General features: G+C 36.4%; 18 protein-coding genes. 4 read left to right on the plus strand and 14 right to left on the minus strand.

Annotated elements, in window-relative coordinates; all coding sequences use genetic code 11:
- Positions 1 to 14 precede the first annotated feature (14 nt).
- Positions 15 to 1,889 carry a molecular chaperone HtpG gene (gene htpG / locus ABEA36_RS05985; protein WP_345489832.1) on the plus strand — a complete coding sequence of 625 codons (1,875 nt, stop codon included), beginning with the start codon at positions 15 to 17 and terminating at the stop codon, positions 1,887 to 1,889.
- A gap of 57 nt (positions 1,890 to 1,946) precedes the next feature.
- Here htpG and ABEA36_RS05990 read toward each other — a convergent pair whose 3' ends face one another.
- The 12 genes from ABEA36_RS05990 to ABEA36_RS06045 form a co-directional block, all read right to left on the minus strand.
- The gene (locus ABEA36_RS05990; protein ID WP_345489834.1) at positions 1,947 to 2,678 is read right to left on the minus strand and encodes a fimbria/pilus periplasmic chaperone; all 732 of its coding nucleotides are present in this window, start codon (positions 2,676 to 2,678) and stop codon (positions 1,947 to 1,949) included.
- On the minus strand, positions 2,644 to 3,972 hold the full coding sequence (stbD, locus tag ABEA36_RS05995; protein ID WP_345489836.1) for a fimbrial usher protein StbD: 1,329 nt from the start codon (positions 3,970 to 3,972) through the stop codon (positions 2,644 to 2,646). Before stbD ends, ABEA36_RS05990 begins: the two co-directional genes overlap by 35 nt.
- Positions 3,972 to 6,485, minus strand: coding sequence for a fimbrial outer membrane usher protein (locus ABEA36_RS06000; RefSeq protein WP_345489838.1), 2,514 nt, complete (start codon positions 6,483 to 6,485; stop codon positions 3,972 to 3,974). The genes stbD and ABEA36_RS06000 overlap by 1 nt, the downstream gene beginning before the upstream one ends.
- Before the next feature lie 19 nt (positions 6,486 to 6,504).
- Positions 6,505 to 7,212: a fimbria/pilus periplasmic chaperone gene (locus tag ABEA36_RS06005; RefSeq protein WP_345489840.1), complete on the minus strand. Its 708-nt coding sequence runs from the start codon at positions 7,210 to 7,212 to the stop codon at positions 6,505 to 6,507.
- A 130-nt stretch (positions 7,213 to 7,342) separates the two neighbouring features.
- On the minus strand, positions 7,343 to 7,870 hold the full coding sequence (locus ABEA36_RS06010; protein ID WP_345489842.1) for a fimbrial protein: 528 nt from the start codon (positions 7,868 to 7,870) through the stop codon (positions 7,343 to 7,345).
- A 528-nt stretch (positions 7,871 to 8,398) separates the two neighbouring features.
- Positions 8,399 to 8,863 carry a NanQ anomerase/TabA/YiaL family protein gene (locus ABEA36_RS06015; protein ID WP_345489844.1) on the minus strand — a complete coding sequence of 155 codons (465 nt, stop codon included), beginning with the start codon at positions 8,861 to 8,863 and terminating at the stop codon, positions 8,399 to 8,401.
- A gap of 64 nt (positions 8,864 to 8,927) precedes the next feature.
- Complete coding sequence (locus tag ABEA36_RS06020) at positions 8,928 to 10,106, minus strand: sialidase family protein (protein ID WP_345489846.1); 1,179 nt, start codon at positions 10,104 to 10,106, stop codon at positions 8,928 to 8,930.
- A gap of 13 nt (positions 10,107 to 10,119) precedes the next feature.
- Positions 10,120 to 11,520, minus strand: coding sequence for a sodium:solute symporter family protein (locus ABEA36_RS06025; protein WP_345489848.1), 1,401 nt, complete (start codon positions 11,518 to 11,520; stop codon positions 10,120 to 10,122).
- Between the two features lie 54 nt (positions 11,521 to 11,574).
- A complete protein-coding gene (locus tag ABEA36_RS06030) occupies positions 11,575 to 12,855 on the minus strand; it encodes an MFS transporter (protein WP_345489850.1) in 1,281 nt (426 codons plus the stop codon).
- 37 nt (positions 12,856 to 12,892) lie between these two features.
- On the minus strand, positions 12,893 to 13,843 hold the full coding sequence (locus tag ABEA36_RS06035) for a phosphoglycerate dehydrogenase (protein WP_345489852.1): 951 nt from the start codon (positions 13,841 to 13,843) through the stop codon (positions 12,893 to 12,895).
- Between the two features lie 75 nt (positions 13,844 to 13,918).
- The gene (locus ABEA36_RS06040) at positions 13,919 to 14,797 is read right to left on the minus strand and encodes a dihydrodipicolinate synthase family protein (protein WP_345489854.1); all 879 of its coding nucleotides are present in this window, start codon (positions 14,795 to 14,797) and stop codon (positions 13,919 to 13,921) included.
- Positions 14,798 to 14,830: 33 nt separating this feature from the next.
- Positions 14,831 to 15,967 carry an iron-containing alcohol dehydrogenase gene (locus tag ABEA36_RS06045; protein WP_345489856.1) on the minus strand — a complete coding sequence of 379 codons (1,137 nt, stop codon included), beginning with the start codon at positions 15,965 to 15,967 and terminating at the stop codon, positions 14,831 to 14,833.
- A gap of 250 nt (positions 15,968 to 16,217) precedes the next feature.
- On the opposite strand from ABEA36_RS06045, the gene ABEA36_RS06050 reads away from it, so the two are divergent.
- The 3 genes from ABEA36_RS06050 to ABEA36_RS06060 all read left to right on the plus strand — a co-directional run bounded on the left by ABEA36_RS06050 (position 16,218) and on the right by ABEA36_RS06060 (position 19,333).
- The gene (locus ABEA36_RS06050; protein ID WP_345489858.1) at positions 16,218 to 17,489 is read left to right on the plus strand and encodes a four-carbon acid sugar kinase family protein; all 1,272 of its coding nucleotides are present in this window, start codon (positions 16,218 to 16,220) and stop codon (positions 17,487 to 17,489) included.
- A gap of 12 nt (positions 17,490 to 17,501) precedes the next feature.
- Positions 17,502 to 18,485, plus strand: coding sequence for a 4-hydroxythreonine-4-phosphate dehydrogenase PdxA (pdxA, locus tag ABEA36_RS06055; protein WP_345489860.1), 984 nt, complete (start codon positions 17,502 to 17,504; stop codon positions 18,483 to 18,485).
- A gap of 86 nt (positions 18,486 to 18,571) precedes the next feature.
- Positions 18,572 to 19,333, plus strand: coding sequence for a DeoR/GlpR family DNA-binding transcription regulator (locus ABEA36_RS06060; RefSeq protein ID WP_345489862.1), 762 nt, complete (start codon positions 18,572 to 18,574; stop codon positions 19,331 to 19,333).
- A 110-nt stretch (positions 19,334 to 19,443) separates the two neighbouring features.
- Here the strand turns inward: ABEA36_RS06060 and ABEA36_RS06065 are convergent, their stop codons facing one another.
- On the minus strand, positions 19,444 to 21,267 hold the full coding sequence (locus ABEA36_RS06065) for a DEAD/DEAH family ATP-dependent RNA helicase (protein WP_345489864.1): 1,824 nt from the start codon (positions 21,265 to 21,267) through the stop codon (positions 19,444 to 19,446).
- A gap of 273 nt (positions 21,268 to 21,540) precedes the next feature.
- On the minus strand, positions 21,541 to 22,404 hold the full coding sequence (gene nlpI, locus ABEA36_RS06070; RefSeq protein ID WP_345489866.1) for a lipoprotein NlpI: 864 nt from the start codon (positions 22,402 to 22,404) through the stop codon (positions 21,541 to 21,543).
- Between the last annotated feature and the right edge of the window lie 60 nt (positions 22,405 to 22,464).

The raw sequence follows: 22,464 nt of genomic DNA on the forward strand, positions 1-22,464 counted from the left end.
TGAGGTACTAATCAATGAGTAAACAAGGAACTGAAACTCGTGGATTTCAATCAGAAGTCAAACAACTTCTCCATTTAATGATTCACTCACTTTATTCAAATAAAGAAATATTTTTACGAGAATTAATTTCTAACGCATCGGATGCTGCCGATAAATTACGCTTCAAAGCACTTGAAAACCCCGATCTTTATGCGGGTGATGGTGAACTTGGCGTCCGTATTTGGGTTGACAAAGATGCAGGAACATTAACTATCGCTGATAACGGTATTGGGATGACGCGAGATGAAGTCATCGAAAACTTAGGTACTATTGCTAAATCTGGAACTAAAGCCTTTTTAGAATCCATTGGTAGTGATCAAGCAAAAGATAGTCAGTTAATTGGTCAGTTTGGTGTTGGTTTTTATTCCTCTTTTATTGTTGCAGACAACGTCACAGTAAAAACACGAGCTGCAACAGCAAAAGAAAATGAAGCCGTCATGTGGGAATCTGCAGGTGAAGGTGAATATACGCTATCTGACTGTGATAAAGCCACACGCGGTACCGAAATTACCTTGCATCTAAAAGATGATGAAAAAGAGTTTTTAGATGACTGGCGTTTACGCTCAATTATTAGTAAATACTCAGACCATATCTCACTGCCAGTTGAAGTACAAACCATCGATGATGAAAGTAAAGATGTTAAATGGGAAAAAGTTAACAAAGCGCAAGCATTATGGACGCGTAGCCGTAGTGAAATCAGTGATGATGAGTATAAAGAATTTTACAAACACCTATCACATGACTTTGCTGATCCACTCATTTGGGGTCACAACCGCGTAGAAGGCAAACAAGAATACACAAGCCTGCTTTATATTCCATCCAAAGCACCATGGGATATGTGGAATCGCGATCATAAGCATGGCTTAAAACTTTATGTTCAACGTGTTTTTATTATGGATGATGCTGAACAATTTATGCCAAACTATTTACGTTTTGTAAAAGGCTTAATTGATTCGAACGATCTGCCATTAAACGTTTCTCGTGAAATTTTACAAGATAGTAAAGTTACACAAAACTTACGTAATGCTTGTACAAAACGTGTTTTACAGCTACTTGAAAAGCTTGCGAAAGATGACAATGAGCAATATCAACAATTCTGGCAGGAGTTCGGTTTAGTTCTTAAAGAAGGGACGGGTGAGGATTCTACTAACCGTGAAACGATCGCTAAATTGTTACGTTTTGCATCAACTCACAACGATAGCGATACACAAACAGTCTCTTTAGAAAGCTACATCAATCGTATGCAAGAAGGTCAAGAAAAGATCTATTACATTACTGCTGACAGTTATAATGCAGCAAATCATAGCCCTCACCTTGAATTATTCCGTAAAAAAGGGATTGAAGTATTGCTCTTATCCGACCGCATCGATGAGTGGATGATGAGTAACTTAACTGAGTTTGAAGGTAAATCTTTCCAATCTGTAAGCAAATCTGACGAATCGATTGAGAAACTTGCAGACCAAGAATCTGAAGAACAAAAACAGGCAGAGAAAGAACTAGAACCATTTATTGAACGAGTTAAAACCGTCTTAGGTGACAAGGTTAAAGAAGTTAAGCTAACTCACCGCTTAACTGATACACCAGCTATTGTGACAACATCTGCCGATGAAATGACAACACAGATGGCGAAGCTTTTTGCTGCGGCAGGTCAAAAAGTTCCAGATGTTAAATATACATTTGAAATTAATCCTGATCACCCATTAACTCAAAAAGCAGCAAATACGCAAGATGATAGCGAGTTTAAAGAATGGGCTGAGTTACTTCTTGATCAAGCCTTACTTGCTGAGAAAGGCTCTTTAAATGATCCTAGCCAATTTATTCAAAGAATGAATAAATTATTAGTTAAATAATTAGTTATATCTAACTTCGCAGTAACCTGTTGTTCAGGGTTACTGCATATCATTTATCTACAGTTTAATGTGATACTGCCAATTTGTTCCCAAATCATTAATTACACTATAATCTAATCGATCGTAAGATTTAGTACTATCTTGCAACGTAATTGTTTGTGATGATTTTGGTATTAACATCATATTATCAATCTTCTCCCCAGAAATGACTATTTGGTTAAGGTTTATATGCCATGGAGTCGGATTAGTGATCAAGAGTGTTGTTTTACCAGCAACGTTTTGTAATTTAAAATCCACTTGTTTTACTGATTGCTCTTGCAACTCACCAATACCACTCGGTCTGACAAAAACTTTCATACGGATTCTTAAGGGTAAAACCATTTTTTGTGTCACTCGATTTACCGTCTCGTTCGAGGGCGGAATCTGATAAATATTTAACCAATATATGGTTTCTCGATCCTTAGCTAAAGCGGTGCGAGACGCTAAAATTAAACGAATACTACGAATCTCATTTGGCTTCATTGTAAATACTGGTGGGGTAATAATAATTGGCGTTTGGATCGACTCTGGTGAAGCAAGCATATCACCATCATCAATCCATGCTTGGACAAGAGTTGGCTGTTTTTCAGAATTTGATAAATATAGATCAACAATATTATCGTCCGCATTAAAAATGAGCCGAGTTTTTTCTGTATTCACGACCGCATTAGCCTGTAACGAACAAAATACTATCAAGATGGCTAATACGTGTAATTTATTGAAAACCGACCACAACTTGCAATTGCGCATTGACTGTCCCCACGGTTACCGTTTGCCCACTAATGGCCTCTAATGAAGCAGTAAAGTTACCATTATAAATATCAGTTGTACCACTTGATACCAATGTGGTTAGTTCTTTAAATGCATACCAACCACGTGTATTCCCGGTTCCAAATGATGATAAATTTGGTAATAAATTAATGGCTCGACCAGTACGATCATAGATACGAATTCCTACACCAGAAGCAATATTACTTTTTGTCCCATAATTATTATCTAATAACCAAGTCAATCCTCCACTAGCAGTCGTTAAACCTAAAGATGTTGCAGCATTTACAGCTGTTGATTGGTTAACAACAAACCCCATTGAGACATTAGCAGAGGTTGTTGTTGAACTTGCCGTACCCGATATCGCTCCTGATTCACACTCAATACTCACAGAGAAATCAGCCTGACTTGCCCCACCACTATTTAATTCGGATACTGTTATCATGGGTAAAAAGACCAAATTAGTATAATCATTTACTTTACATGTCGCACCACGCACAAATTTGGTCCCCGTATTGTATAAGCTCCAAGACGCTGGCCAATATCCATAAAACCCATCATAATTCGTTGCAGAGTCGGCACCAGGCGTGACATTATTACTCATTCCCGGACCTTTAAATGCAATATAACCATGTGGCTGTGAGTATGCATATGAATAAACATTACTTGCATCAGCATAATAAGATGTACTATCGATACGATAAAGCTCCATTAAGACATCGCTAAATGCTCCGGCAGGAATATAGATATAGGTACCGTCTGAATATAAGTCACTATCATCAAACTGTCTTGATTTCCAATATCGCGAATAGTATTCCCCCGTTTTTGTATTCGTCAGTCTAACCGCAACATTTTTTACAAAACTGTAATAAGCGCCTTCTATTTCACTAGCCGCAAACATACCGGTATAAGCATTGTCACCATTTGTTGCGTACATTTCGAAAATATTACTTTTGTCTGCCACATCACATCGAAACAAAACTTGTTTTGCCGAATAAGGGACTTGGTCACCTTGACTTAAAAAACTTAGTGCAGTACTTGCCAGTAATGTACCTGAAGGTTGAAATGTCCCATTACTTAATGAAATTACAGCAGGTAAACCTAAATTCTTACTATTTGCTGTATCATGTGCACCAGTCCAATAGCTTGCAGTGTAACCTGCTGCAATTGCTTGTTGAGACAAATATCCTGTGCTATCAACCCGAATACAAGCGGCAATGGATTCACGAGAAGCCAAAAGAGTAAAAATAAACACTATTACACTCATTAATTTCATTACATTGACTCCTGAACACAAGGAAGGTTTAGCATAGTGAGGAAGTCCTCTGATTTTTCTGGTAGTTGATAATGAATTTGGCACCGTTGTGATAATTCTGTACCCCAGTTAACATTTAAAATACCGGAGACATCATTGAGTCTGGCATAAATTTGCCCACCTTGACCCACCATTCCAATCGACTCATTATTTTGGTCTAAAACATCTGCTCCCATCGGGATACTAATATGATGAGTTAGTGACGTTAAGTTAATTAATACAGCACGGCCTGTTATTGTTTCAAAACTGACTTTTGTCATTGAACCAAAGTAAGGTACAATTCGTTCACCCCCACCTTTTAACTCAGCATTACCAACCATTTCACTTGTATCAAGTGTAATATTATTATAACGATATGCAGTCAGTGATGGCATAATGGCGTAACCAAAACGATCAATACTTGCACCTTGACCATTTTTAATTAACGCCCCTTTTGCTCCAGGCGCATAAACTAAAGCGAAAGTATCACTAATGTAAGGACCAAAAGTTAGACCATCATCATGTAATACTAATGATCCTGATGAACCAACGCTTAATTGTTGATAATGTTTTCCGCTAGAAAAGGCACCTCTAAATGATCCAATAGCGGTATTTTGTTGGACATTAGCCCCCCATGTCGATGAGTATCCCTGACCAGCACTATTTTCAATCCCTGAATATAATGCATAAGTAAAGTCACCTTTTTTACCCGCTGAACCAACAAGTTTGACACTGCCATTTTTAGAATCAGTGGTCTTATTTGCATCAAAAGAGACTGAAGAGCGATTAGAACCAAAATCGAGAGGAATTGAAACACTTAATGAAATTGTGTTTTCTGTCCGTTTTTGTTGAGTACTGATGGTTTTATTACTCATCACGACTTGCTGTCGAGCCACACTAAAATTATAACTTACGTTATTATAAGTATTGCTATACCCTAATTGTAGCTGATTAATACGTGACTTATCACCATAGTAGTCAGCAGTACTACCTGTAAGATAAAATGATCCCCAATCTGCCATAGGTTGACTAATTGTCATTGATAAGCGATTACGCTGTTTAAGCGTGTCTGAATCATAAACAATACCGCTTTTTTGTTGTCGAAGAACACCAAGTACATCTTGTAAATCACGAAATCCAATTGTTGAATAGCGATAAGCACTAAATACTATGTTGGTGCCTGTTGAAAATGAATTACTGTAACTCCCCTCTACTCGCCAACCCGTTTCTACACCTTTATGGCCAAGATCAGCACGTGACCATGTCGTATTCAGGCCAAATGCACCTGCTGATGATGAAAATACCCCACCAATTAAGGCTGCTTGATAATCTTGAGTGAATCGAGTGCCAAAATTGGTCGTAATATGATTATTTAACCCATATTGTAGGGTACCTTCAATAAAACGATTATTAACATCATTAAATTGACTCACTGCCCCCATAACTAATTCATAATTCCAATTACCAGTACGCACAGAGTCAGGGGTTGAAGAATATGGCACGGTAAATGTTGAAATCTGGCCATTTGATTCAATGACTTCAACATTAAGATCACCTTGCATTGGTGTATTATAAAGATCATTAATAACAAACTCACCGGGAGGGACTGATGTTTCATAAATCGTTTTACCACCTTGTTTTATCACCACCCGAGCAGCGCTACCCGCAATCCCCCTCACTTCTGGAGCATAACCTCTTCGTCCTTGTGGCCACATTTTTTGGTCAGTACTCAGCTTAAGTCCTCTAAATGAGAGGCCGCCAAGTAGATTACTATTAGTATAACTATCGCCCAAAATTAAAGTACTCTCTAGAGCAGGAATTGGTCTTTGCACCCATGTTCTTACAGAATTATAATCAAAGGCGTTTGCCTGACTATTACTGTTAGAATAACGTAAATTCCCTTGATGGCGCAGTTGCCATAAACCTAAGTTAATGCCAGTGTAGACATTGCTCCAAAGATAGTCATAATCTTTACTCCAACTTTTGGTATGATTATAGTTGGTATTGTGTCTTAAAAATAATGCAGTATTACCTTCATCCCATTCAGAAACAGGAATATATCCGCGTGGAATTGAGTACAAATCTTTTTGGGGAATATAAAGATTCAATTTTAATTGAGAACTGTTTACATCCCAATATGCATTTTTGCTCAATTCATCAAGCAAAATGCATTGTCTTTTTTCATCTTCTATTTTGAATCGTATTTGTGCAGATTTAATCACATCTAAAGTAAGACAAGGCATTAATTGATCTTCGCTCAATGTTTCAAAATGCACATTTTCTTGATTTACAATAACGCGATCATTAACAAAAATATCTAATAAGTGATCGCCGGCAAGCAGCTGATCATTTTGGGTATTGAAGCGATCTAAATCTTGTCCAAAGGCACTGCCTTGAAACAAAGTCGGATCAAAAAAGTAATCATCGGCGATAGCCACTGTAGGACATAATGCAAATCCAGTTATAAAATATAAATTTAATAATTTATAATTCAATAATTTGGCGCCATATCTACTACATTTCAAGTAGATAGCTTTCACTTATTCGAGCTCCTTGATCATTAATGACGGTCAAAGTGATACCGCCTTGTTCATTAACTGCCGCCCCATCAAACGTAAATACCTTGCTACTAAATGGAGGAATCATCTCTGCTTGCGCCTGATAAGTTTTATTTTTACTGGCAAACACTACTTGGCTTAATGATGCAAAAAAAGGGGATGGGTTATGAACTTCAATGGATAGTTTTTTATCCGTAGATTGTCGTTTGATTTCTAAATTTTGTAACAAATCGTTAGGTGATCCACGTAAATTATCTGGACGGTAAAACATTTTGAGCCGATTTCTAAACATAACTAACATTTTATTTTGCTTAGAATTTGTATTATCAGCAATGTTTGATGGTGGAATCTCAAGAAAATTGAAATAAAATACAGACTCTCTATCTTGTGGAAGTTGTTGCGCTTTGGTATATGCGATTCTAACAATTTGCGTTGCATTAGGTTGTATCTTAAAGATTGTAGGTGTGGCAAAAAAAGGAATATTGGTTTGCGTACTTGGTGTTACAGACATATCACCTTCATCAAACCAAAGTTGAACCACATATGGGTGTTCAGATTTATTTTTTAGATTAACATCGACTGATTTATCTTTAGCATGGTAAATGATTCGAGTGCCGTTCATAATCACACTGGCGTGAACATCTGATGCAAGTATCGATAACATAAAACACCCCATCAATACCCAGAAAAAATTTTTTAAGTTAAAGGCTACCATTGAAACCTCTTTTGCTAACAATTAAAAAGCCGAAGTAGAATACCTACTTCAGCTTTTATTATTAAATGCTTACAAATTATTATTGGTAAGACACAGCATATTGTAGTGTTGCTTGAACTGTACCAACAGTCGCTTTACCTGTTGCATAGTATTGCGCTTTATAAGTTGCTGTTGCAGACGTTTCATTTGCACCTAATTTAAGGTCACCCGTACCTTTGAAACCATTTGCAAAATTAATAACAGTACTATCTTTATCTAACACTTGAATATCAACGTTACCTGCAGTGCCAGTATTACCAAGATTACCTTCCGTTGTAACTTGATTACCAACAAATACGGTTGAAATAGTTACACCTGCTGCGTTACCTGTACAGCCACTTACACCAATTTCAAATGATGTTTCACCAGCAACTTTACCACTAGCGTCTAAGTCTGAAGCAGTTACAGTAGGTAATAAAACGATTGGTGATGCATTTTCGCCATTCACCGTTAATGCACACGTTTCATCAGTAACTTCACCTTGGAAGGTAATGACGTTATCACTTGCTGCTAGCGCGGTAGATGAAATAGAAGCAAGAACAACTAAAGATAAAAATTTATTTCTCATTTATAAAATCTCAATTTTAATAATCAACCATTGCTTTAATGACTAAAGCGGATTGCGTTTTTATATTTTTATAAGATAAATTATTTATATTTATGATCGAAAGCTGCATAAAAAAAAGTATATAAAACCGAATATCATTTAAAAACGCGAGGGCAATTATATTTACTTTTTGACATATGTCAATTTTAAATGAAATTATGAAAAAATATAAAAAATTCAATAAAAAAATGAATATATACAATTAAATGCAGAATAAAATGAGTTTAAGTGAAAAAATGAGATTAAAGTCTAAAAAAACAGCAGTAATAATTATGACAATCTTGTAATCATTACTGTTGAGACACCTATTTTAAAAAAATAACAACCAATATTGGTTAGCTGTATTATTCGGAAACCCATCGCTAAAACAGCACAAAATGCTAAAATAAAGAATCAATGACGCTACTTCATTAAAATACAAAGCATGTTTTTAATCATTACACTGGATTTAATTGACATTTAAACCAAAAAAATCTCAGTTATTATTATTTAAAGTAATGAAATCGGTACTTTGAAAACTGCTTTACGAACAATATCGGGTCTATCAACCATACATAATGCTTGATGGGGTTCACCAGGGTAAAAAGTAACAAAATCCCCCATAGATAAATATATATGATTAGTTAAAGTCACATGCGATAGAATAAATAGATCTGTTTTTTTTTCAAAAGCGGACTGTTCACTAACATTCAACAAACTATAATGAATAATTTCTTGCCCTTGTAACACCAGTTGAATATCTAAAAATTGCCGATGAAATTCAGTATGCCTTTCCTCTGCAGGCGATGTGTTTGAATGACTAATATGATAAAACCACTTTTCCCCATCAGGTTGGTAATGGCCATCAGCTAACTGTTGCAAATGATTTAAACTCATCTCAGGGCGAGATAAAATATGGTAAAGCGATGGTGGTAAGGTTGCCGATTTCAACATATTGATATTACCTGCAATCATGTTTATACCCTCAAATTTGTCAATTAATTCGCTTAAAAGCCACCATAATGATGGCATAAAATCTTTAAGCCTTGCTTACCCAATTCTCATCAATACAAACATATTTAATGGCCATCCTAAAATAAGTGTATGCAATATGTAATTTTCCGTCTAATCCTTGCTTAATCGTTGGATAAGAAAATTCCCGATTTAGCTGGTCTTTTGAATTATTCGACATGCAATAACCATCCCCCTCGTCTAAATTACGAATATCAGACCAGGATTGTCCATTGTCTGTTGAAATGACTAATGACATTGGTGCTCGAGGAGCTCCCCAAAAAGCATTTTTTTGCCCAGAAATAATTTGAGCCTCTTTTTTCCCAAGGCTGCTATCATCTTCAATCTCGTCGTATAGTGAAACGCGGCGTTCTTTAGCATCTTTAGCGCTCACATTATTGAATACCAAAGCAATGTGACCATTATTGAGTATCGTTGCCTGAATTGATGAATTGTTATTAGGTAAAGATGTTTGCTGTGGTGCAGACCAGCTATATCCGCCATCAATTGATTGACTTTGGTAAATATAATCAGCCCAACGACTACGAAATAACGCTAATAAATGACCATTTTTAAGCAGTAAAATATTCATGTGAACACACCCTAATGAATTAGGCACATCAATAATTTGCCAGTTTTTACCTTTATCTTTTGAAATCATTACGCCACTTGTATCATAACTCCCGATCCATTTTTCACCTGATTTTGCCACACAATAAAATACAGGTAATAGCCAGTCACCATTGGGCATAACCGTAATAGGCTGACGAATAAATATCCCTTTTTGAGGATCAGATAACAACGTTTCTATGGGGCCCCAACTTTTTCCTAAATCAAAAGATTGACGGTAACGTACTATTGCTGTGTCTTGATTTCCTGCAATTTGCGCGGTATATAAAAGCCATAATACATTGTCAGGATCTAAAAAAAAGACGGGATTTTGTTCCGAACGCGTGGCATCATCAGATAATTTTATTGCAGGTGACCAACAATTGCTGCCTTTTTCTAATCTAGAATAATAAGCGGAAATATCAGCAATCCCCTCTTGTGTACCACCAAACCAAGTACATAACACATCACCATTTGGCAATACCAGTAGATTTGCGGCATGATTTTGTACGCAATTTGTAGGTAAATACGCATCAATACGGGATGAGTCTGTTTGATTACGCAATAATTGACCACTACAATCTAATTTAACTACCATTATTCGCTCCTTATTAAGATCTAACTTGCGGCTTAGTTTTGATAAAAGGACCAATAAACAATTTATCAAGTAGCATAATTAATGCTGGTGAGATCAATGCAACATACATATTATTAATACCAAGTGGATCACCGAAGTAAAACCACACAGATGTCATTATCGCGGCACCAACCAATGCCATGTTGGCGGCTCGTGTACTATTTAAAAATGGTAAATAAAATGCAATCATTGCAACAATCGTAATGGATAACCGAATTGCTCGAGTAAAAAAGGATAATTTCAGCACTTCTGGGAATGCCAGTACTAACAATAATGGTGCAAAACCGACAATAACTGAAATAATCTTTGTGGCTTTAAACTCTTTCTCTTGTGAAGGTTTACAGTAAGGGACATAAAAATCTTTCACTATTAATGAAGCAATCGCTAATGCTACGGTACTAACACTAATAAAAATCGAGGCAACTAAAGACGTTGTAATAATACCGGCCATAAATGGATTCATATCTTGAATAAAGACAGGTAACGCATACAGACTAGGAATATCAGGATGTAAAAACTTAGCACAGACCCCAATAACAGCGATTGCTAAAGCAATTGGCAGACAGAATAAGAAAGCATACCAACATGCGCGTTTTGCAGACTTTGCATCTTTCGTTGAAGAGATTGCCTGAATCACAAATTGAGTACAAAAAATTGAACCAATGGTCCCAATTAACCAAGCAAAAATAGTACTCGCACCAATAGAACCATCCCATGTCCAATAGTGAGGAGGCATTTGCTCAATCATCGGCGAGCCCCCCCCCGTTAAATATAATGCTGTGCCTAAAATAAATAACACACCAAAATATTTAACCGCACTATGAATGATTGTAACGTAGGCCACGCCTTTTAAACCACCAAAAGCAAAATAGAAAGTACTAACGACCGCTGTAACAAAAGCGGCAACGGGTAAAGAAATCTGTAACACCGTTGAAATAGCAGCGGCCCCACTAATATAGTTACCAACATTAACGAGTACTAATGCGTAAATCATAATCAGTGAAATTAAATTTTTAGTCGAATTACCATATTTTTGAGCAATTGCTGCGGAAATAGTAATTTCTCCCGTATTATAAATTTTTTTAACCAACAATAACCCAAACAATGGAAAACCAATTGCAGCACCAATAACAGACCACGATGCCGCAATACCATTATCGAAAGCCGATTGAGCTGTACCAATAGTAGACTTTGCACCAATATATTCTGTCATTAACAAAATACCCACCACAATAGCAGGAACAGTTCTTGAACCTTCCATAAAATCACTATTATTTTTGCTTCTTAAAAAATAGGTCATCCATGATGTTAAAAGAATATATATCACTACAATGCTAATAATAATTATCGTATCAACTGTTCCAAAATAATGCATATGAGATTCTCGCTTTAAATGAAAGTTGTAGTTTGACCATGCAAATATCCTGCACTAGCGATCTATTGGTTGCACTTTTCCTAATAAGAACACGTAATTGAGCATTCCTAACACCAATAAACCTGCAGAAAAAATTAATGCCCAAGTAAACGAGCCAGTTGCGGCAACGAGTGCACCTGTAATAATGGGACCAAATGCGCCACCAAAATTTGAAACTGTATTTTGTAATCCGGCAACCGTCGATACCATATTTTTAGGAGATACATCACCTGGTAAAGACCACACTTGAGAGGCCGCAACGGCTGTACCTGAACGGGCGACACACAGTAAGAAGACCGTCAGTACTACTGAATCCGTTAAAGGAGCAAAACCAACGCATAATGCCATGCTCATCCCCACTAATAAGATTAATTTACGGGTAAATGTTAATGAAAAACGTTGGCTACTATGCATCCGATCAGATAGCCAACCAGCAAGCATCTCAGCCACCATGCCACACAATAAAGGTAATGTTGCGACAAATCCCATTTTAATGAGTCCCATCCCTTTCTCTTGAACTAAATAAGTGGGTAACCAAGTAATAAAAAAGTAAGAGGTATAATTAATCGTAAAAAAACCTAAGCACATTGCCCAAATAGGTTTATAGCGCAATAACTGATACCATTTCATGGCTGCACCATGTTCCATACCATGTTTTTGGACTTGTCCCTCTCGAATATAATTCACTTCCGCCTGATTGGTCATCCGATGTTTTTCTGGTGAGTCAGCATAAAAAGCAATCCAAAATACAACCCATACAATGCCGATAGAACCAAAAATGATAAATGTGATACGCCAATCAAAGAGATACATCAACCATACAATCAATGGCATAGCCACAGCACCACCAAATTTTGATGCACTATCAAATAATGCTGAAACAAAAGAGCGTTCTTTATCAGGGAACCATCGTGATGCAATACCTGCATTGCTTGGATAAGCAGCAGCTTCACCGGCACCCAGTATAAAACGCATCAATAATAACGATTTAAATCCAGTTGCAACGCCCATACAAGCGGTCGCAATAGACCACCAACCAACAGCCCAACCGAGTGTTTTCTTTTGTCCTATTTTGTCAGCCAGCCAACCTGCTGGTATTTGTAATAATGCATATGTCCAAAAAAATGCAGACATAATCCAGCCCATTTCGCTTGGTGTTAAACTAAATTCACTTATTAGGTGTGGGCTTGCTGCAGCAATAATGGCCCGATCTAAATAATTGACGGCTATCGCTGCCCACATCAATCCAGCGATAATCCAACGTACATTCGATTTCTTTTGTGGAATTGAACTCATATTAACCTCAGTCATTTATTTTAATTTAATCAATACACTACAGACCATTAACCACGTTCTCTGGTCGCTTACCATTTAGGATCGTGTTAATGATATTTTGAACACACATTGTCCCGATGGCACTAACAGCGCCATCGGTATAGCCGGCAATATGTGGCGTACCAATAAAATTGTCTAAAGTAAAAAGGGGATGTGATGTTAATGGTTCTTCCACAAAAACATCTGATGCCGCACCAGCAATCATGTTTTGCGATAATGCATGATAAAGATCTCGTTCATCAACAATTCCGCCACGTGATAAATTGAGTAGAAATGCACTTTTTTTCATGGTTTTGATTCGTGCTAAATCAAATAAATGGTGAGTGGATTCAATTAAAGGCATATGAATAGAAATAAAGTCACTTTGTTCTGTGAGTTGATCTAGTGATACAAACTGAATAGCATGTTGCTTAGCAAAATCCAGATCAGGATAAGGATCATAAGCTAAAATTTGCATATTAAATCCTTTTGCCCTTAGTGCCACTTGCTTGCCAATATTGCCTAAGCCTAAAATACCAATCGTCTTACCATAAGCATCGGTGGCAAAAATACGTGGCCATTCACCTTTTTTGGTTTTGGCACATGCTTGTGGTAATTGTCGAGCTGCACCTAATAACAGCGTTAAAGCAAAGTCTGCAACAGCATGTTTATTCGCATTAGGGACATTTGTTACCCAAATTTGATGTTTTTGAGTAGCAGCTAGGTCAATGTTGTCTACACCGACCCCATGTTTACACACAATATTTAAATTAGGTGCTAATGATAAAAATAATTCATTAATTTGGGTAAAAGCCACAATGATAGCAACTGTATCTGATAGGTGTGGTTTTAACTCATCTAATGAAACATCAGCTGGAAATGAAAGATACTCAAAACCATGTTTTTGCAAATCTTCAATAGGCGTTTTGTCATATTTTGCGAATGAAGGTGACGTACAAATAACTTTCATATTTGATAACCTTTTGTCATGTTTATTTTTATCGAATAGAAAGAGCAGTAATTCACTGCTCTTCGCCATATTGGATCACAGCTTGCTAACAATATTTTTGATATCAGCAAGATCTTTAGTTGAAAATTCGATTGGATAGCGGCTTACTCCGACCTCTTGCCCCATAATGCTTAATGCTTTTTTGACTGCCGCTGGTGAAAAAACAGTGGCATACAGATTTTTCCTTAATTCACCAACGGCATCTTGCGCCGCTTTAGATTGTTCAAGGTTACCGGCTTTATAGTGTTTCCAAATTGCATTAATTTTATCTGGAGCAACATTAGCAAGTCCCGAAATTGATCCAACACAGCCATCTACAAAACCTTGATAAATTAATGAATCTGGACCTGTTAATACATCAAATCCATCCATATTGTTCGCCACGTCTAAAAAACCTTTCAGGCTTTCATAGCTTCCTGCACTATCTTTGATACCTAAAATATTGGGGTGCTCACCTAACTTAGCTGCGGTTTCTGGCATAATCGTATTACCAGTACGGGCTGGGATATTGTATAGAAACACGGGGACAGTTAAGCTATCAGCAATTTTTGTGTAGTGATAGATAAGTTCATCCTGTTTTAATGGAATAAAATAAGGAGCAATCACAGAAACTGCATCAACACCAAGTTTTTGAATCTCTTTTCCCAGCTTAATGGTTTCACGCGTTGAAATTTCACCAATATGGGCCATAATCGGGGCTTTCCCCGCAACCTCATCGACACATGTTTCAGTCACAGCCATTTTTTCTTTACTTGTTAAAACAAAAAATTCACCATTAGTGCCATTACAAAAAATACTGTTGCCGTTATTTAGCTGACGTTGAACTTGTTTACGCATTCTTTTGGGACAAAAATCACCATAATCATCGAATGTTGTAACAATTGCAGTTAAAACCCCTTCTATTCTCTTTGTCATCATTGAAATCCTCTATTATTTTAAAATTCGCAATTATATAAGTGCTTGATAAATCGCTAACACATCTGCTTCGCTAACTTTTTTAGGGACATTGTTCATTAAACGTTTAACATCAAGAGCCCCTTTAACTAAAAAGGGTAAATCATCTGGTTGGATATTGAGTTGTTGTAGTTTGGTTGGTAATTCGAGACGTTTAACCAAAGCATCAAAATAATCGACGAGTGCGTATGATTTTTCTTCAGCCGTTAAGGTCAAAATTGCATCGGGTAATAAATCATAAGCTTGTGCAAATTTGTCAACAACAGCATCACGAACAAAAGCCATACAAGGCACTAATAAAATGGCATTGGCAACGCCATGGGGTATATGGTATTTACCGCCTAAGGGATAAGACATTGCATGAACTAAGTGAGTGCCAGCATGAGCAATAGCTGCACCACCATAATAAGATGCCCAAAGCATATTCAGTTTGGCTTGTGTATCATTTTTATTTTTTGTCGATTTTTCCAGTGAATTAAACAGTTTTTGCATACCAATTAATGCATAGTTATCACCGACTGGATTTGAGATCGTTGCTGTAAAGCATTCAATTAAATGACATAGGGCGTCAATACCTGTTGATGCAGCAATGTGTTTAGGCATTGATGTAATAAGTTCGGGTGCTAAGCATACATAATCAGGAAGCATGATGGCTAAAATGATGCCCTGCTTAGTCTCCTTTTCAGGAATTGCCAGTATTGCATTTGGTGTTGCTTCTGAACCGGTACCAGCTGTAGTTGGAATTAGTATTGATGCACATCTTTTAGTTGGTTTATCTCCATCAAGTAATTGCGCTAATGTCAAATTAGCATCTTTGGTACACAAAACTGACACTAACTTTGCAACGTCTAATACGCTTCCACCACCAATCCCTATCACCAAATCAGCATTAGATACTTTCATACGATTTAAAAGTGAAGTGACATCAAGATGACTTGGTTCAGGTGGAATATCATCAATCAAAGTACAAACAGGCACTGATGTTTGGACTTTTTTAATCAAAAACTTCACTTCAGGCAAATTGATAATATTTTTATCAGTCAGAATAAGAACATGGGATTTATCTGAAAATAAGAAGTTGATTTCATTTAATATTCCTTTACCACTCAAGATCGTACTATTGATATGCATAATATTTTGCCTTATTAAATGTTATGATTATTTTGAATAAAAAAAATCAATTTGATTTAAATTACTCAATAATGGTATTTCATTTTTTAAATAATCACTATAACCAAGTTAAAAAAACATGATTAAGATCACAAAAAGAATAAATTGATTGATATTAATCATTAATTATAGATTTTTTTATTAAACCATTTATAATAACTGATGTGATCGATTTATATTGATTATTTTCAATCATAGGAGCGATAGGATTGTGTTGAATAATGACTACAGTAAGCTATTAATCATTGCGGATGACTTTACAGGAGCAAATGACAGTGGTGTACAACTCACCAAAAAAGGGGCGTATGTTGATGTATATTTTGATTGGCAAACTGATTATAGTACCAGTTGTTCAGACGTAATTGTCGTCAATACAGATACTCGGGCGCTAACACCTGAAGACGCAAAAATTCGTATTACACAATTAATTAAAGCTAATAGTCAGCCGCGTCCTATATATAAAAAAATTGATTCCACTCTACGAGGTAATATTGGTAGTGAAATAGAAACATTGTTAATGTTAACTGAATATCAAATAGCATTAATTATACCCGCTTTCCCTGATATGAATCGAACAGTAATAAATGGAATCTGTTATGTTAACAACACAGAATTATTACAGACTGAATTTGCCACAGATCCCAAAACACCAATCTGTTCTTCAAGCGTTAAAGAATGCCTCATTACACAAACGACTTGTACTGTACTTGAGATTGGCTTGCAATCGATTAGAGCACATACACTTGTCAATCAAATTACTCAAGCAGCCAACAACGGCGTTAAGTTTTTTATTATTGATGCACAAACCAATGAGGATTTAAGTCTTATTATGCAACAAATCAGACACCTCAACTTTCGTTCATTATTGGTTGGTTCAGCAGGCTTAATTAATTATTTACCCGCTCATTATCTTAAAAATCATGTGCCGTATTGTTTACCCGATAAGGATCAACACATGCTTGTTATTGCAGGCTCTATGAGTCACGTTACGCAACAGCAGATTGCTCATGCCATTGAACACAATGAACAATGGCAAGTCATTGATTTACTGCTTGAAGATATTTTCCCTCATTTCAATAACGATAAAATTAGTCAATATTGCCAACGTATTACAGATATTTTTTCAAAACACAAGAACGCCATTATTCGAACGTCAAAGAATACCGAGGAACGACATCACATTACCTATTACTGTCAGAAATATCAACTAACCCGAAAAGAACTTGGTGAGTATATTTGTCAATGTTTAGGTCGAATTGTACAAAATATTAATGCAAAAAATTTATTTTTAACGGGCGGTGATGTGGCCATTGCCATTGCAAAATCACTTGGTGCAATAGGATTTCATATCGAAGGTGAAGTCATGTCAGGCATACCTTATGGTTGTTTATTAGGAAAAACACAAAAAAATTACCGAATATTCACCAAAGCGGGTGGCTTTGGTGAAATTGATATTTTCACTAGATCATTAGAATTGATATAAAGGAGACAGATTGTGTCAAAAATTGTTGCTATCACTATGGGAGATCCAGCAGGAATTGGCCCTGAAATTATCGTCCACGCATTACAATCTGATATAATTAAAGATGTACATGCTATCGTTATTGGTTCAGCTGAACTATTAAATAAACAATTAAGCATGAAATTATTTGATAATGTGAAAATCAATATTATTGAGAATGTGAAAGAAGCAAATTTTTCACCGAGTATAATTAATATCATCGATATTCCGTTAACCGATATAGATAGCTTAATACCTGGTCAAGTCCAAGCTCAAGCGGGTGATTTAGCTTATCGCTGCGTAAAAAAAGCGACAGAACTAGCACTCAATAATGAAGTTGGCAGTATAGCGACAGCACCATTAAATAAAGAGGCTTTACATTCTGCAGGACACATGTATCCCGGTCATACTGAATTACTCGCAAAATTGACCAATAGCAAAGATGTTGCAATGGTACTTTATACGGATAAATTAAAAGTCATTCATGTCACAACGCATGTGTCACTACGTCATTTTTTGGATAATCTAAACAGTAAACGTATTGAAACGGTAATTCAAATTGCACATGATTTTTTGTTAAAAGTTGGCTATCGTAATCCTCGAATTGCTGTAGCAGGTGTTAATCCTCATGCTGGCGAACACGGCTTGTTCGGTGACGAAGAAATTAAATTTGTCACACCAGCGATTAATCATATGCAAGCAAAAGGAATGAATGTTACGGGTCCACATGCACCTGATACGGTTTTTTTACAAGCTCACCAAGGTAAATTTGATATGGTTGTTGCGATGTATCATGATCAAGGACATATTCCCTTAAAATTATTAGGCTTTTATGATGGCGTTAACATTGCAGCAGGTCTACCGTTTATTCGGACTTCTGCTGACCACGGAACAGCCTTTGATATCGCGTGGAAAGGTATTGCAAAACCAGATAGTATGATAGAATCAATTCGATTAGCGGCAGAGCTGACGAAATAAGTACTGATCGGGCGTGTTATAACCGCCCTTTTCGTTCATAATAAAATCTGCATTGATTAGCTTTAAATAAGAAAAGAAGGTGTAATGTGGGGAAACTAAGTCGATTAGATCAAATTATGGATTATTTAAAAGGTCATAATTTGGTGACTGTTGAAGAACTGGTCAATGTAACAGAATCTTCACCTGCAACGGTTAGACGAGATTTGATCAAGCTAGATGAGCAAGGTGTAATTAGTCGGTCACATGGCGGAGTGACACTGAACCGCTTCATTCCCACTCAGCCAACCACAAATGAGAAAATTTATAAAAATTTGACCGAAAAACAGCTTATTGCAGATTATGCAGCGCAAATGATTAAAGCAGGTGATTCTATCGCACTTGATGCAGGAACAACAACCTTAGAAATAGCGAAACGTATTACACAAATTCCGGTAAGGGTCATCACATCAGATTTACATATTGCTTTGTTTTTATGTGAATTTAAACAAATTGAAGTCACCATTATTGGCGGTAAAGTTGATGACAGCAGTCAATCGTGTATTGGTGAACATGGCCGTTCACTCTTAAGGCAAATTAATCCAGATATCTCTTTTATTAGCTGCAATTCTTGGAGTTTTAATAAAGGCGTGACGACACCAACTGAAGAAAAAGCCTTAATTAAAGCAAGTTTTGCTGAAAAAGCGAATAAAGTTGTTTTAGTTGCCGATAGTAGTAAATATGATTCATATTCACTTTTTACTTCAATTTCTCTCAGTAAATTTACTGACATCATTACTGATACACGCCTAGATACTGAATCAAGAATCCTATTATCAAATCAAGCCTTTAAATTACATATCGCAGATTAACTAAACTGAGGTTATTGTTCATTAAAAAATTAGTATAACCGATCATCAAAGTATAAAAAAACCGAATCAATTGATTCGGTTTTTTGCGTTAGACCTCAATAAAGTGAGATTTAAAATGCTGCGGGTTTGCGTGATGATCGACGTTTAGGTGCTCCATCTTTATTATCTCCACGCGATGAAGAACTTGAGCTACTACGACGTTTTGGTTTATCCGCAAATGAATCATCTTGTTTACGTGAACCGCGTCGTGGACTCGAACTTGATTTGTCGCCATCAACGACTAAACGCATGTTCATAGGCACATTCATAACTCGTACTTTTTCAAAGTGCTTCAATAAGTCTGTTGGCATATCTTTTGGTAATTCAACGGTCGAGTATTTCTCGTACATTTTAATATTACCAATATAGCGACTACTGATATCGCCTTCGTTAGCAATTGCACCAACGATATTGCGTACATCAACGCCATTTTCTTTACCCACTTCAATACGATATAAATCCATATCACCAACATCACGACGTTCGCGGCGTTTTGGTGCTTCACGACTATCACCTTTTAAACGACGTTCACCACGTTCAGGTCTTTCACGTTCGGTGCGAGCAGGTTTAAACACTGGATCCGGTGGTAGAATTAATGGACGTTCACCTTGTGCAAGTTTAAGTAATGCTGCCGCAAGTGTTTCCATATCTGTTTCGTCATTTTGCAATAATTTTGGTAACAATTGACGATAATTATCCAAATCTTTTGCTTCAATTTGTTCTGCCACTTTCTGTGAGAACTTAGTTAAACGACGCTCTTCAAGCAAATCTTTATTTGGCAATTGCACTTCAGGAACCGGCTTTTTGATCACTTGTTCGATATTTTTCAATAAACGACGTTCACGACTATCAACAAATAAAATAGCACGTCCGGCGCGTCCTGCTCGTCCAGTACGCCCTATACGGTGTACGTAAGACTCTGAGTCTAAAGTAATATCATAGTTAATAACTAAACTGATGCGTTCAACGTCTAAACCACGAGCAGCAACGTCCGTTGCAATCAAAATATCTAAACGACCGTTACGTAAGCGATCAAGTGTTTGCTCACGCAATTGCTGTGTCATGTCACCATTTAATGCTGCAGCATTGTAACCATGTTGTTCAAGCACATCCGCAACATCAAGCGTGGCCGATTTAGTACGAACAAAAATAATGGCCGCATCAAAATCTTCTGCTTCTAAGAAACGAACTAACGCTTCATTTTTACGTAGTCCACGAACTAGCCAATAACTTTGATCAATGTCCGGTGCAGTTTGATTGGTTGACTTAATTTGTACTTCTTGTGGATTCTTCATGAATCGTTTAGTAATACGACGAATTGGTGCTGGCATCGTTGCTGAGAATAATGCTGTTTGATGTTGCTCTGGAATAGCATCCATAATGCTTTCAACATCATCAATGAAGCCCATACGAAGCATCTCATCAGCTTCATCTAAAACTAAACCTTTTAGATTCGATAAATCTAATGTTTTACGATTTAAGTGATCAAGTAAACGACCTGGTGTGCCAACAACAATTTGTGGGCCTTGTTTTAAGGCGCGTAATTGTACGTCATAACGTTGACCGCCATAAAGTGCTAATACTTTAACACCTTTAATATATTTAGCATATTCGCTACATGCTTCAGCGACTTGAATCGCCAACTCACGGGTTGGAGCTAAAACTAATAGTTGTGGTGCTTTTAAATCGGCATCAATTTTCATTAAAAATGGAATTGAAAATGCAGCTGTTTTACCGCTACCGGTTTGCGCCATACCCAACACATCACTACCTTCTAATAATAAAGGAATGCATTCTGATTGGATTGGAGATGGTTTAGTAAAACCAAGATCATTTAAAGCACTAAGGATTTCCTCGGATAAACCAAGGTCAATAAAAGAAATTTCTTTTGTCATGTAAACTCGCTTATAACTGTTTTAAGACAGTTGTTAAAAACATCTATAATGCCAGCTCACGTAATGAATATTATAACCCACCCAAAAATAACAAAACATCTAATTGATCTTACTTAGTTAATAGTCTTATCGGTAAACCGATAAATGAATAGTTAAGGCTTAATCAAGCAAACTATTGATAACTACATTCAAGTATGTCGATCAGATGGTTAAATAAAGAACGCTGCTATAACTACTTATATTCACATCTAAACTGGCATGACCCAATACAACTTATTTTTTATTAAGTTGATTTATTTCAAAAAGTGCCTGCTGATGTTCTAAATAGTTATAGACATTATTGGCTAATGCATATTTAAATAACATATCGGCACGTTTGTTGTTACTTTTACTTTGATAATATTTACCTAAGTAAAAGTAGGTTTCACAAAGACGTTGAGCTAATTCTTTATTAGTTTCAACACCCTGTTGTAAATTAATCATCAAGCGATCTTCACTTATTTTACCAAGGTAAAATGCGATTATATCACTTCCCCATACAGTTTTATCTTCAAGTTGATTATACCGTTCGTGTAAAGCAGTGTGTGCTTTATGTTTGTCCAGTTTCTCTTCTATCAAATAAACCCACAATAACCTAATCGGCTCATTAGGCGCATAATTATAAAACTGTATTGCATCCGCTTGTGCGGCCTCATATCTTTCGTTACGATAGAGCGCTATCGCTCGGTTTATATAAGTAAATTCGTAATCTGGCTCTAACTCTAATGTGGTATTAAATGCCATAAATGCAGCGTTATAATCGCCTTCTTGCATAGCATAAATACCGAGGTAGTTATAGACATCCGGAATTGCAATATTAAAATTTAATAATTGTGTAAAGTCACTTTGCGCAAAGGCTTTGAATCCCAAAGCATCATACAGCACACCACGTTGATAAAACAGTTGCATTCTAGCTTCATCATCAATATCTTTACTGTATAACTGCTGACTTATTTGTGCGAGTTTGACTTCATCTTCATACGATACTTGCTCAGGTACAGCAAGTAAAGGCTCTTTAATGGTACATCCTGAAATATAACTTGATAAAAACATGGTAAAAAATAATAACCATAATGTTTTCAAGCCAAAATGTTTCATTAAAAAGCTCCTAATGCTTTTATCAGAATGTGTTAACTTTATAAGTTAACACATTACCTA

Source organism: Orbus sasakiae (assembly GCF_039542345.1).
GTDB classification, from domain to species: domain Bacteria; phylum Pseudomonadota; class Gammaproteobacteria; order Enterobacterales; family Orbaceae; genus Orbus; species Orbus sasakiae.

Coding starts and splice junctions, on each gene's coding strand:
- htpG (WP_345489832.1), top strand. CDS start 15: ATGAGTAAACAAGGAACTGAAACTCGTGGATTTCAATCAGAAGTCAAA.
- ABEA36_RS05990 (WP_345489834.1), bottom strand. CDS start 2,678: ATGCGCAATTGCAAGTTGTGGTCGGTTTTCAATAAATTACACGTATTA.
- stbD (WP_345489836.1), bottom strand. CDS start 3,972: ATGAAATTAATGAGTGTAATAGTGTTTATTTTTACTCTTTTGGCTTCT.
- ABEA36_RS06005 (WP_345489840.1), bottom strand. CDS start 7,212: ATGTTATCGATACTTGCATCAGATGTTCACGCCAGTGTGATTATGAAC.
- ABEA36_RS06010 (WP_345489842.1), bottom strand. CDS start 7,870: ATGAGAAATAAATTTTTATCTTTAGTTGTTCTTGCTTCTATTTCATCT.
- ABEA36_RS06015 (WP_345489844.1), bottom strand. CDS start 8,863: ATGATTGCAGGTAATATCAATATGTTGAAATCGGCAACCTTACCACCA.
- ABEA36_RS06020 (WP_345489846.1), bottom strand. CDS start 10,106: ATGGTAGTTAAATTAGATTGTAGTGGTCAATTATTGCGTAATCAAACA.
- ABEA36_RS06025 (WP_345489848.1), bottom strand. CDS start 11,520: ATGCATTATTTTGGAACAGTTGATACGATAATTATTATTAGCATTGTA.
- ABEA36_RS06030 (WP_345489850.1), bottom strand. CDS start 12,855: ATGAGTTCAATTCCACAAAAGAAATCGAATGTACGTTGGATTATCGCT.
- ABEA36_RS06035 (WP_345489852.1), bottom strand. CDS start 13,843: ATGAAAGTTATTTGTACGTCACCTTCATTCGCAAAATATGACAAAACG.
- ABEA36_RS06040 (WP_345489854.1), bottom strand. CDS start 14,797: ATGACAAAGAGAATAGAAGGGGTTTTAACTGCAATTGTTACAACATTC.
- ABEA36_RS06045 (WP_345489856.1), bottom strand. CDS start 15,967: ATGCATATCAATAGTACGATCTTGAGTGGTAAAGGAATATTAAATGAA.
- ABEA36_RS06065 (WP_345489864.1), bottom strand. CDS start 21,267: ATGACAAAAGAAATTTCTTTTATTGACCTTGGTTTATCCGAGGAAATC.
- nlpI (WP_345489866.1), bottom strand. CDS start 22,404: ATGAAACATTTTGGCTTGAAAACATTATGGTTATTATTTTTTACCATG.